We start from the raw sequence: 12,418 nt of genomic DNA, 5'->3' as shown, positions 1-12,418 counted from the left end.
ATTTATAAAAAATATTGTTGGTAAAATACTTTAATAAGTCTAGCTAATTATTAAATTTAAATTTATAAATTATAATATATTGCAGCAAATTAATCATAAATTGTAACCCTGGTTAATCTATCTGCTAATATTCCTAAACATTGTGTAACATATTTATTAATGAATCCGGTTGAGAAATTACACTGAAACTAAAAATAAGCTAGATCAAGCTGCCTAGTATATTCCGTGAATACACAGGAAAAAGTAAATGGCAGTAAAGGGGCGATACCTCTGTACAGTTAAAGGTTAAGATTCGGGAGTAAACGGCGTAATAATCTGATTAGTGGTGTTTCAATTTTAATTTTAAAGGCTAGTATTTGGGTGCGTTGCAGGGAGTTGAAATTGTTATCACTAATGAGAATTAATGATTGCTGACCATCGGGTAGTTTAGGGCCAAGAGTTAAGCCTTCGATGTTGTCTAGCAGCACATCTAGGGTTCTCAAATCTAATAGCAGTTTTTTCTGAACTGGTTTAATATTCTTAGAGTCAACTGCTAAAAGGCTATCTATCTTATGAATATCATCAGCTCCTTCTAAAGAAATCTGAAACAGGGAAATAGCAAATCCTAAACCAGTAAAAGACCGTTCTAAACTTAGGAAGTGTCCTTGATTATCGAGAGCAAGGAAATCAGGTAATCCACTAACGAATTTGCCAGTCAGATTAAAAAAGGGGGAAACTGGTTCTGTTTGATAAAGAAATTCCTTTTCTGGCTGGTTATTGAGCAAGTTGTATTGCAAAATCCGGCAAGGAGTACCTATGTCAGCTTTCGCTGCAACACCATCTTGAATTAGAGCATTTTCGGTGGCTGTGAATAGATGCTTTTTATCGGGTGTGATTGTAAGGCTTTCAAAAGCCAAATTGTTGCGGATACCTTGTTTACTACTTTTATCGGGCAAAAATTTGTTTGGTATGGTAAGTGTTGTAATTTCTCTGCCAGAAGATAGTGAGAACTCTTTAATAAAAGGATTAATTAATTTTGCAGCATCGCCTTCAGAAGAAATAAATACAGTCGCTTTATTAGTTAAGGCAATACCTTCTGTATCAGTTTCACCAGGGCGAAATGTTTGACCCTTTTCATTTAATAACGTGGTAACACTGACAGGAAGAACTCTACCCTTTTGTAGGGAACCCTTGCTTAAGTCGATTTTCAGAGTATAGAAACGGGCATTACCTTTTTGTCCACGGTCATCGGAAATAGTATAATAAAGGTTGTTTTTTGGATTATAGGTAATTCCAGATAAACCTCCAACTTGAGTTTTTTGTAAGGTTAAACCTTTTGCTAAAGTAGCTTCACCGATAAACTCTATGCTACTGACTTCAACAGCATTTATGGGTATAATTTTGAATAAAATAATGATAATTATAATCGAAATAAATAAGTAAATAATTCGTGGTATTGCAAATGTTTTTTGAATTAGCTGCATGAATTTTTTGTTGAAATAGGAAAATTAAAAAGAAGATATCACGCTGAAGCAAGTAGGGTTGCACATCTGTGCGCCACTACAAATAATATGTATTCCAACCAATTGAAAACCTTTAAAAAATACGAAATTACTTAAGCTAGCCGCAAACCATATTCATCCTGAAAAAAGTTTACAAGCCAGTTTTTCACTCTGAGGGTAGCGCGACAGTCATCTTCGTTGTAGCTTTGGATAATTTCTAGTAAGGTGCGATCGCCTGTTTCTAGCCACTGATCATACCAGTAAATACATTTAGCACCACTAGCTTCTTTTTCTCGCCACTCGAATCCTAACCAACGAGCGATCGCTTTCAGGGCATAACTTTCTACAGGCAATGCTACACTTTGGGTTAATTGTTCATATACATCCACAAATCGACTCAGTACAGGACGCACTGACGAGGAAGGAGTGTGGTAAAGCTTTGCCAGCCGTTTGACTGTATCAAACTCGTACACACAAAAATGATAAATTGGCGCTTCGGGATATTGCCAAACCAAATCCAAAAATTGCTGCCAAACTAATTCTTCGTCTTCTGGTTTATCTGCTAAAAACGAATAAAACTGTTCTGTATTGGCAAGTCTATCAACGACCAAAACCCCCAAAAGATAATTTAAATCCAAGTCTGGTTGTGCCTCAATATCAAAGTAAAGCTCTATAGGTGCTGTGAATGTAATATCTTTTATTGGTAGCGGGTAGGGTAATATTAACGGTCGTTTTTCCAATGTAGATTGAGCTTGCACTATCAGCTTGGGCGCTACTTCCCTATCGAAACCAACTAGGTTTTCTAAGGCGCTGGGACTAGTGTTAGCGAGAGATTCTAGTGTGGTGATGGCTACGTCTTGCAGTTGAGTGTAGCGAAGAGGTGTTACACCTGGTAATAGTGAGAGATGTTTTTCAGATTGAGCGATCGCATAACATTGACTATACCAATGGCAAAGATTGCACTTTTGCCGAGAAATAAACACCTCTGGCGGATTCGGTAACTCTAAAACTTGAATAAACTCTTCCAGAATCTGCTGCATCCGTGGTGTCCATTTGAGCAAATCCACAGGATAATTTCTATCTTTGGTACGCAATATCAGCCAAGCTGTTTCTGGTGCAAAGTCCTGTATTGTTGCCAATACTTGGGCGTGAAATGCGGCAACAACTTGATATTCTTGCTTAGGGCGCTTACCCAGTTCAATGTTAGCCGGAACGTACATCCAATCTCCAAAGCAGGATTTTCCTGGCCGTTTGACGAGTAAATCTGGACGACTTAGCAGGGTGTATCCTTCAGAATAAGTTGCTAACAGTACTCCCTTATAGATGTACTCAACCCCACGCTGCATCAATTCTAAAGTTGCTGCCTCTGCCGCTTCCCAGTTTCCATAAGAATAATCTGGTTGGTGATAAGTCACCTTTGCCAAAGCACTCAGATGATGAGCGATTTTGTCCTGTTGTAGTTTTTGCAGCAACTCATTGGGAGCATCGCGCTGACTTTTGTCACCGTGGATATCTAGAAAAGTCCGACGTTTACAGCGTTGATATTGCAGTAGGAGTTCAGCATTAATTAGCATCCTTTTAAGTTAACAAGAATTAGCACACTCTGGCAGGAACTCAGACAATTAAAGTTTTGAAGTGGCGATCGCCTCTACACCTGATTTGCCGTTTATTCTATACTGTCAACAGCTAGCTAGTGAGGTAAACAGATAAGTCTTTGCGTTTCTCCTAAGTGACAGATGGGGGAGAATAACAAAATCACGTTTTATCCATGATTACAAGGATACATGACAGAACAACATGAGCCATGTCTTATCTGTGAGCGTGTCACCCTCGAAAGAAGCGGTCAAAATCCTTACTTCATCCACGAATTCGAGCATTCAATCTTGGTGATTGGCAATCATCAGTTTTATCGCAGATACTCCCTTATTCTTCTAAAAAAACATATTAGAGAGTTGCATGAACTTCCCCCACCTATCCAATCTGCCTTATTTCAAGAGGTGATGCTGTCAGGACAAGTGATCGTTAACGCTTTTAGTCCGTGGAAAATCAATCATGCATGTTATGGCAATAGTGAGCCAGATATTCATTGGCATCTCTTCCCACGCTACGAGTCTGATCCTGATCACCAAGGTGTCCCGTGACTTCATGCATCAGAATTCAAACACCATCTGATTACTCCTCAAACAGCGCAGAATCTAGGACAAAAAGTCAGAGAGCATTTATCGTTGCTGATTACGAGATAAGATTTGGCAGCGATCGCTTAAATTAATCTCATCCCTATTTTTAGCATTGCTGCTAGGACAAAGTACAAATACCTCTTATATCAATAGCCTGTAAATAGCAGATATCCATTGTAAATTATGACTAGTATTTCTGTCGCCCAAACCAGGTTGCATAGCCATCGAGAGCAATTTCCCGCTTTAGCGAATAAGACTTATTTCAATTATGGGGGACAAGGGCCGATGCCCCAAAGGGCAATGGATGCGATCGCCCAAACTCAAGCTTATGTTCAGCAAATAGGCCCCTTTGGTAATGAGGCGTATCGCTGGATAGCGCCCCAGACTCAAGCTGCTAGAGAAGCGATCGCTTTAGAGTTACATGCACCAAGCGAAACAATTACTCTCACCCAAAATGTCACTGTTGGCTGTAATATCGCCATGTGGGGCATCGAGTGGCGTGCTGGCGACCATATACTGCTCTCAGACTGCGAACACCCAGGTGTGATTGCCACAACACAGGAAATCGCGCGAAGATTCGCTGTAGAAGTTACCACCTGTCCCCTAAAGGCGACTTTAAATGAGGGCGACCCTGTAAAAGTTATTGCCCAGCACTTACGCCCTACTACCCGCCTTGTAATATTAAGTCATGTTTTCTGGAATACTGGTCAAGTTTTACCTCTTGATAAAATTGCCGAAGTATGCAGGAATAATCATTCTTTTTTACTGATAGATGCTGCCCAATCTGCTGGTTTGTTGCCTTTAAACTTGACTGAATTGGGAGTAGATTTTTATGCTTTCACTGGTCACAAATGGCTATGTGGCCCTGCGGGTGCTGGTGGCTTGTATGTCCGACCAGAAGCACGAGAAAGCCTGAAACCTACGTTTATTGGTTTGAATGGCATTGTTGTGGATAGTCAATCTCAGCCTGTGGATTGGCTTCCCGATGGGCGACGATATGAAGTATCTACATTAGCTTATCCGTTGTATGTTGGGTTACAAGAGGCGATCGCAATCCATCAGCAATGGGGAACCTCACAGGAACGTTACGAGCAAATTTGCCAAAACAGTGACTACCTTTGGAAGTCCCTAGTGGCGTTACCTGATGTTAAGTGTCTGCGAACTTCCCCACCTGAAAGCGGTATAGTCTCGTTCCAACTCATAAATAATCAGCCCCAAGCTAATCTCAAATTAGTGCAATTTTTAGACTCACTAAGAATATTAACTCGGACAATTGCCGATCCTAGCTGTATACGCGCCACCGTTCATTACTTTACTTCAGAATCGGAAATTGACCAATTGGTTGAGGCGATTCAAGGTTTTAACAAAAATAGTTAAAAATTAGGAGTTATAAGTTATCAGTCTGGGAATTTTGACTATGTTGAATGTCTAATGTCCGATGACCAATGGCCAAAAAAAGCCCCTAACAGGCTAGGGGTTTTTTCAAATTTTATCTTTGATAAAAGATGTGAACATGCATTTTACCATTTTGGTACGATAATCTCAATAATATAAAAAATACCACGGCGACTAAAGTCACTCGTGCCGCTTCCCTCTGAGCATTGAAATGACTGAGTTTCCCGCATCCCGTGTATTCCTATGATTTTAACTCCTAATTCCTAACTCCTAACTTTAAAATGGAACGCCCAATCTTATACTTAGCCATAACTAACCACGGCTTTGGTCATGCTACCCGCATTGCTTCTGTTGCTGCGACAATTCAAAAATTATGTCCAGAAGTTCTGCTAATTCTCGTAACTACTGCCCCACGCTGGTTGCTAGAGTGCTACATAGAAGGCGATTTTATCTATCGTCCCCGTGCATTTGATTTGGGTGTGGTGCAAACCGATAGTTTGACAATGGATAAAGTAGCGACTTTAGAAAAGTTGCTCGATATTAAGAAACATCAAAATTCGCTCATTGGCTCAGAAGTAAATTTTATCCGTCAAAATCGCGTTAATCTCATTTTGGCAGACATTCCCTTCCTCGCTCCTGGGTTTGCCAAAGGTGCAAATATTCCCTGCTGGATGATGAGTAACTTTGGCTGGGACTTGATCTACCGAGATTGGGGAGGTGAATTTACCGCAGTTGCAGATTGGATTAGTGATTGGTACTCAAAGTGCGATCGCCTGTTTCGTCTCCCCTTGCACGAATCAATGCCAGCTTTTAACAATATCACAGATGTCGGTTTAACAGGCGGTTCCCCCCGTTACTCTGCTGATGATTTACGTTCTCTTTGGGAAATAACTGCACCAGTAGAAAAAACTATTTTGTTGACCTTTGGCGGCTTGGGTTTACAGCAAATTCCCTACGATAACCTGCGGCGATTTCCAGATTGGCAATTTATCATCTTTGATCAATCTGCCCCTAATCTACCTAATTTAGTTAAAATTGATGACCGCAAATACCGCCCTGTGGATTTTATGCCTATTTGTGGGCGAGTCATTTCTAAACCTGGTTACAGTACTTTTGCTGAAGCCGTACTATTAGGAGTACCTATTGTTACCATACCGCGTGAGGATTTTGCCGAAGCAACTTTTCTAATAGAAGGCATAACAAATTATAACCTGCATCAAATCATCACCCCATCTGAGTTTTTTCAAGGGACTTGGGATTTTTTACGTGAGTTACCTCAATTACCAAAACAATCTGAACTAATTGCTAAGGATGGTAATGAAGCGATCGCTCATGCTGTAATTAATTATTTCGAGTCGAATAAAGTTCTTCAAAACAACATAAATTAATAATAGACGAAGAAACGCTGGAATTAGCCGCTCAAGATGTGCGTCGAGTGCTAGAAAGGCAAAAAGAAGAGCGGCAAATTTTAATCACCCAGATGAACATCTTATTTGTCACAAACAGTGCAATGCTAAGTTTTCTGACCATATCTAAACTCATTACCAGATTCAGTCTCTTCAGTGCGGTATAAATATTATTATTGTTCTTAAACTTTCTGCTATTGATCTGAACAATGGCAACATCCAGCAGATTGAACCGCTAATTAGCTCTTACCAACATCAATAACAGTGTTCTAGATGACTCACTACCAAAAGCTACTAAAAATTTCCACCACTGGTAAATCTTTTTACAACATCACTGCGAAAATTGCAGCCACAGTTGCAGAATCGGGAGTTGAAACTGGTCTTTGTACTCTATTTTTACGCCACACTTCAGCCAGTTTAGTTATCCAAGAAAATGCCGATCCCGATGTCCTTGTGGATTTAGCTAACTTTATGGCAAAACTTGTACCAGAATCGGGAAAATATATTCACGATGCAGAAGGCCCCGATGATATGCCAGCGCACATTCGTACCGCACTCACCCACACTTCTGAACATATCCCCATTAATCGTGGTCATTTAGTACTGGGAACTTGGCAAGGAATTTATATTTGGGAACACCGCCAGCGCAGTCATTTAAGAGAATTGGTTGTCCATATTTCTGGATAACCGATTCTCAAGTTTTATTTATTTAAGGTGGAGTCCTGTAGAGTTTAAATACTCTGGTTACTCCGCTTACCTTTTGGCTATAATCTCATAAACTCGCGGTGATATGCATTAAATAAATTTTGCCGCGATCGTTTTGTCATGAAAATTAATCAAATCCACACTAAATAATTCGTGTCAATTTGTAAATACAAAAGTAAAGTTTATTTGTAAATTTTAAAAATATGATTTTTACGAGATAAACTAATATTTACTGTAAGCTGTCTGGGCTATTTCAATTACTATGAAGCAAGAACTGACACCCACTCATACTTTCCAATTTATTGATGAAATCCTTGCCCAACAGTCTATTAACATATTATCACTTAATCCCAAAAAAACATTAATTACCAGTTTTGCAGAATTTGAAAATTTAATTACTGAACACAACACTGATATTGAATTCCTCATAAGCCTTCAAGAAACTCTTGAAAGTATAGTATGTACTCAGTTGCAAAACTTCCCAGAAAACATATTCTGGGATTTTGATTTTCTGGTAAATAGTATGCTTAGGCAGGCTTTAGTAGCAGATGAAGGTGCTATAAATTTTTTAAAATATTTTGGTGAAAAAATGGTTTATCTTACAGAAATGTTCGGAAATAAAACGGAAATGCGCTTCCGTTACGTTCACGATTTTATGTATGGGTTCGAGTGGGCAAGATGGGTACAAAAAGAGCCACAAAAACGCGCACACATAGAGCCTTTTAGTTTGGTTTTTTTGGATTATTTGCTCGTCAAAGGGAAAGAACTTTTACAACGGATTAATCATGGTCAAATCACATCTTATAAACTATGTGATACAGGCTACCGTAATCCCTTCACTTTTTCTCGTGAACCGGAAGATGAATATCGTCTACTAACTTATCTTGCCCAAGAAGAACTTATCCCAGTAGCAGTGTGGAACTGGAATGCTAGCCCTGTCTGGAACAAACCTTTCCAAGAAATGCGCCAGCAATTAGCATTAAAATTAAATATTCAACCACAGAGACACTGATTAGCAATTGAAAATTAAAAATTGCTGAAGAAAATAATTATGAAAATTGCTGACTTAATTACTTGGTTTGAAGCATGGGCAGATCCCACTTGGTGTGAAAGCTGGGATAATTGCGGCTGGCAGATTGAACCAGGAGTGTTGCAAGAAAAAGCACGGGTTTTGGTATGTTTGACACCGACTTTGGCAGTAATGCAGGAAGCGATCGCAGAAAATGCTAACCTGATATTTGCCCATCATCCCTTGATTTTTACTCCTCCCAAATCTTTATGCAGTGGTGAAGCGATCGCCGAAATGGTACGGTTATCCTTTACCCACAATATTGGTATTTACACTGCCCATACGAATTTTGACCAAGTGCAAGATGGTACTGCTGACGTTTTAGCTCAAATTTTAGAACTCAAAGAAGTTACTCCTATACAACCTACACAAGCAGGATTAGGATATGGTCGTATTGGTTTGCTAGAGCCATTTATGACATTACATGAATTACTCGCAACCATTCAAGGGCGACTTGCTCCTCCTAATTTGATTTTTTCCCCAAGCGCTGATTTACAGCAAACAATTTCACGAGTTGCTGTTTTGGGTGGTTCGGGGGCTAGTTTTATTTCAGCCGTCGCCAAAAGTGGTGCTCAAGCTTATCTGACTTCTGACTGTAAGTTTCATCAGTTTCAAGAAAGCCGCGATCGCAATCTCATTTTAATCGATGCCGGACATTACGCTACCGAACGTCCGGCTTGCGATCGCTTAGTGCAAAAATTCCAGTCTTTAAACTTAGACTGGGTGCAATTAAGTCAAAAGGATGAAGATTTCCGCCAGTTTTTTGCTTGATTGCTTATGTTTCACTATATTTTGGGGATACTTACTTAAAAATTTCCCTATCTTAAAAGAATTGTTAAATTATGTGCTGCCTACGTATAAAATCGAAATTTAGTGTTTTACATGTATCCGTGTATCAATAGATAGATGCACTTAAATGTCATATTGTGACCCCTTTTTGTGATCTAAATCACTAATTAGGTGTAATGATAATCACATGATATTCATGTTCCATATCAATTATTATCAGAGGGAAATGTTCCACACTTGACATAACAATTTGTTTACTCTGTCCTAACCAAGATGATTCGCACACTCGTTGAATCTGCTTTCCAAACTGGATATCTTAGTGTTGAATCTGAGGGATTACTCTATCAAGTGCTGGTCACTAAATGCTGGAAGGAAGAGGATTTGTCAGCCCTTGCAGCCCTATACGATGCAGTTCGGGCAGGTAAAATTAAACGAGAAGCCTCCTCATCGAACGTGCTTATGGAATTTCCGCTACCATATAAATCTTGCTGATACTCCCAATAGAGTTTGGAAAAGAGAAAGTTATTTGTTGAGGTGAGCAAGGGAAGCAGGGGGAGAAGAGAAGCAGGGGGAGAAAGAATTATTGCCTAATAACTCTTTTTCCTCCCCTGCCTTTTTGTTAGCCATCATCAAGCAAAAACCTTCAAAAATCAAAACTATTTAGGTGTTATTGTTGAAAACCATCAAGGTCAGCAAGAGAATGAGTTAAGATCATATACACATGGGTAAAAGTAAAACCAAGTCCCCGGACTTCCCAGCAATGCCAATGATTATAAGTAGGCAAGTTAAACAACCGCAATCAACGATTGGTTTTGAGTATTCTTTATTACATAATGGTAACAAGGACTCACCAGCAAATATCAACCTGGTTAGGACAGGTTCCGAATTGTTTGACTTCAATGAAGCAGACATTCCGTAGAATGAGCCGGAGGGAGATTGAGTTCATTGCTAAAACAAGCATTGATTTATGACCCAAAATTTCTCAATATTTGGCAACTACATGCAAGTTTTGGGATTGGGTGATGAAGTGTACTTGTTCTGAACGGTGAAATTAACCTCTTAAAGGTGTAATGTAATTGGGTAGAACCCAGATTTTGATAGGTTTAACTACGTTGTTTAAAAAGGCAGAAACAGTACATGCTACACCGCAAGATTTATCAACTCTGTTGCGATGGGCGCGAGGTATGTGTTTTCTTGCGGGACCAGCAACGCTGGATTGAACGCGCCCGCATCATCGACATAGAGGGAGATTTAGTGACCCTACGCTATGAAACAGAAGAAGAGGATGAAGTTTGTTCTTGGGAAGAAATGGTTCGTCTCGAGAGCATTGGTGCTGTAACGCAAAAACTGGCTTCAGTACCACGCGGTAATGTGGAACCTTTGATGACTGAAGACTGTCCCGAAGCCGAACGCATCCACAACCGTTACACTGACTCGAATCCAGAATAATTAATTAGTAGTCATTAGTCATTAGTCATTAGTCATTAGTCATTAGTCATTAATTAAAAATGACTAATGGCATCGGATTGATGACTATTGGCTATCATTCAAACCTTCAAAAGCAGGACAGTAACCTTCTAGAGTTACCTTAAAGTTATACAACGGGGAAGCTGGATTCCAACACCGCTGCCCCCTTTGATGTCGGCAAGTACCGCAACAGTCTACATTTGTCCATGTATAGCGATCGCTATTTTGATTGAGCAATTCTCGTTGAGACAATCCCCTCAATACTAGTTCTTCGCCTTGCCAACGAGCTTCGATTAAACCAGTATCGGCAAATTGCTGCCAACGTGGATCGGTAGTAATAACATCGGCTAGGGTGATTGTGATTACTCTTCCCAACTCTGTCAGTTCGCCTTCGTAATTAGTTTCTGGTGCTGCGGGTTGTAAAAATGTATCGCCGATAGGCAATTCTACTAAAGTGTCAGCCGCCGGAGAATGGACATGGTAGCGGTTTTGCAACTCCTCTAAGCTAGTCAGGTCTGCCAAGTAGGCAGGAGAACCGTGAATAAAAATGACGTGCTGGGGTCGCAAATTATGAATTAGCTGCGTAGTACCAGGGCCATCACTATGTTGAGCCAAGAGATAAGCTTCAACAGTGGTAGGTGCTAAATATTCTTTATTAACTTTTATATCAATTTTTTCTGGTACGAGGATCAGCCAAGGCCCAGTGTCTAGTTGGCAGTACTTACCCAAATCATCTGTAGAGTCGGTAAGGACAATACAAGGTGACTTACCCACAGTGGGACGATATTCTGGTTGTAAACGACGCACGCAAGGACGCACCCGTTCATCCCAAAATAAGGGTTGATGGCGGGCGAAGTTCTGTACAGATGGGGGAAGATGGGGTAGCAGTTCTAAGTAGGCATCACACCCAGTAGCCACAGCACCATCTACCCAGATATCTAAATCTCGTCCAGTGAAATAGTGATGAGAGCGTAAGAGCATTAATAATTCTTGACCCAGCCCTAAAGCAGGAGTGGGAAGAATTACAGAACAATGATCAGCGATCGCGCGATTAATTCGTTCTGCTAGTTGATTTTCTTGGTTGCGGCGGTGAGGATGACGGGATGTACCATAACTGCCTTCAATAATTAGCACATCTAAGTCTAATCCTCGCAGTTCCTCTAAACGCAAACCTTCTACCAACCGGGAGTTTGACAGGAAAAAATCTCCTGTATACAGTAGCTTGTAAGTACGCTGCTTAGTGGTGTAGGTAAGGAGAATTGCCACTGCCCCTGGTAGATGCCCTGCGGGAAATAATTCTGCCACCAAACCATCTTGGAATTCCACAGGCGATCGCAAAGGCAAAGCATGACAAAATTCGGAAATTTTCTCAGGATCTTGGTCTAGCCAATTCAACGGCAGTAACTTGCTGGTTACTTCGCTACCATAAATAGGTAACTTTGGAAAAGCTTTATGAAGTGCCAGTAGGCCTCTGGCGTGATCTGGGTGGGCGTGACTAATTAAAACGAAATCTGCTGGTGAGGGCGAACCAACTCCACGTACCGACTTAGTAAGCCCCTTCGCCAGCGATGAAATATCCTCCAAACCACAATCCAACAGGATGCGGTGTGGCCCCATCTTCACCAATAAACACACACCCTCATCGTAATGCTGGACACTATAGGGGAAACATTCTAATTCACTACCCCCTTCCGCAGCATCTACGCGAGAGGATGGCGACAGATTATCCCTCATGCTCTCCTCCCCTCAAACCTCATCATCATGGACATATCTCAAAAGCCAAAAATTACAAAAATTTTGGTTTTGTGACTTAGGGGTAAGTTTTATCGTGCGCCCCTACACCCTGAGAATACAGATTTTTGATTGGGGAGGACGCCTCTACCGAACCCGCACTGGTTCAGAAAGGTGGACTAACCAGAAGCCATCAAA

The 12,418-nt window shown here is 40.6% G+C and carries 11 protein-coding genes; 8 read left to right on the top strand and 3 right to left on the bottom strand.

What is annotated here, in order from left to right:
• Positions 1-278: 278 nt before the first annotated feature.
• Positions 279-1,463, bottom strand: coding sequence for an esterase-like activity of phytase family protein (locus ACFFAP_RS01685; RefSeq protein WP_375509592.1), 1,185 nt, complete (start codon positions 1,461-1,463; stop codon positions 279-281).
• Positions 1,464-1,594: 131 nt separating this feature from the next.
• A complete protein-coding gene (locus tag ACFFAP_RS01680; protein ID WP_375509591.1) occupies positions 1,595-3,055 on the bottom strand; it encodes a TM0106 family RecB-like putative nuclease in 1,461 nt (486 codons plus the stop codon).
• 210 nt (positions 3,056-3,265) lie between these two features.
• Here ACFFAP_RS01680 and ACFFAP_RS01675 point away from each other — a divergent pair, with 210 nt between their 5' ends.
• The 8 genes from ACFFAP_RS01675 to ACFFAP_RS01640 all read left to right on the top strand — a co-directional run bounded on the left by ACFFAP_RS01675 (position 3,266) and on the right by ACFFAP_RS01640 (position 10,471).
• A complete protein-coding gene (locus ACFFAP_RS01675; RefSeq protein ID WP_375509590.1) occupies positions 3,266-3,622 on the top strand; it encodes an HIT family protein in 357 nt (118 codons plus the stop codon).
• A 219-nt stretch (positions 3,623-3,841) separates the two neighbouring features.
• Positions 3,842-5,035 carry an aminotransferase class V-fold PLP-dependent enzyme gene (locus ACFFAP_RS01670; RefSeq protein ID WP_375509589.1) on the top strand — a complete coding sequence of 398 codons (1,194 nt, stop codon included), beginning with the start codon at positions 3,842-3,844 and terminating at the stop codon, positions 5,033-5,035.
• A 299-nt stretch (positions 5,036-5,334) separates the two neighbouring features.
• A complete protein-coding gene (locus ACFFAP_RS01665) occupies positions 5,335-6,441 on the top strand; it encodes a glycosyl transferase (RefSeq protein WP_375509588.1) in 1,107 nt (368 codons plus the stop codon).
• A gap of 291 nt (positions 6,442-6,732) precedes the next feature.
• The gene (locus ACFFAP_RS01660) at positions 6,733-7,146 is read left to right on the top strand and encodes a secondary thiamine-phosphate synthase enzyme YjbQ (RefSeq protein ID WP_375509587.1); all 414 of its coding nucleotides are present in this window, start codon (positions 6,733-6,735) and stop codon (positions 7,144-7,146) included.
• Between the two features lie 280 nt (positions 7,147-7,426).
• Positions 7,427-8,176 (top strand): hypothetical protein, encoded by a 750-nt coding sequence (locus ACFFAP_RS01655; RefSeq protein WP_375509586.1) that lies wholly within the window; start codon positions 7,427-7,429, stop codon positions 8,174-8,176.
• 39 nt (positions 8,177-8,215) lie between these two features.
• Entirely contained in the window at positions 8,216-9,004 is a 789-nt protein-coding gene (locus tag ACFFAP_RS01650; protein ID WP_375509585.1) for a Nif3-like dinuclear metal center hexameric protein, read from the top strand.
• 291 nt (positions 9,005-9,295) lie between these two features.
• Positions 9,296-9,514, top strand: coding sequence for a hypothetical protein (locus ACFFAP_RS01645; RefSeq protein ID WP_375509584.1), 219 nt, complete (start codon positions 9,296-9,298; stop codon positions 9,512-9,514).
• Positions 9,515-10,159: 645 nt separating this feature from the next.
• Positions 10,160-10,471: a DUF6679 family protein gene (locus ACFFAP_RS01640; RefSeq protein ID WP_012408115.1), complete on the top strand. Its 312-nt coding sequence runs from the start codon at positions 10,160-10,162 to the stop codon at positions 10,469-10,471.
• A gap of 84 nt (positions 10,472-10,555) precedes the next feature.
• Here the strand turns inward: ACFFAP_RS01640 and ACFFAP_RS01635 are convergent, their stop codons facing one another.
• Positions 10,556-12,223, bottom strand: coding sequence for an MBL fold metallo-hydrolase (locus tag ACFFAP_RS01635; protein WP_375509583.1), 1,668 nt, complete (start codon positions 12,221-12,223; stop codon positions 10,556-10,558).
• Positions 12,224-12,418: the final 195 nt, after the last annotated feature.

The organism is uncultured Nostoc sp. (assembly GCF_964245575.1).
In the GTDB taxonomy this organism is placed as follows: Bacteria; Cyanobacteriota; Cyanobacteriia; order Cyanobacteriales; family Nostocaceae; genus Nostoc.
This window is presented reverse-complemented; position numbering and strand designations above follow the sequence as displayed.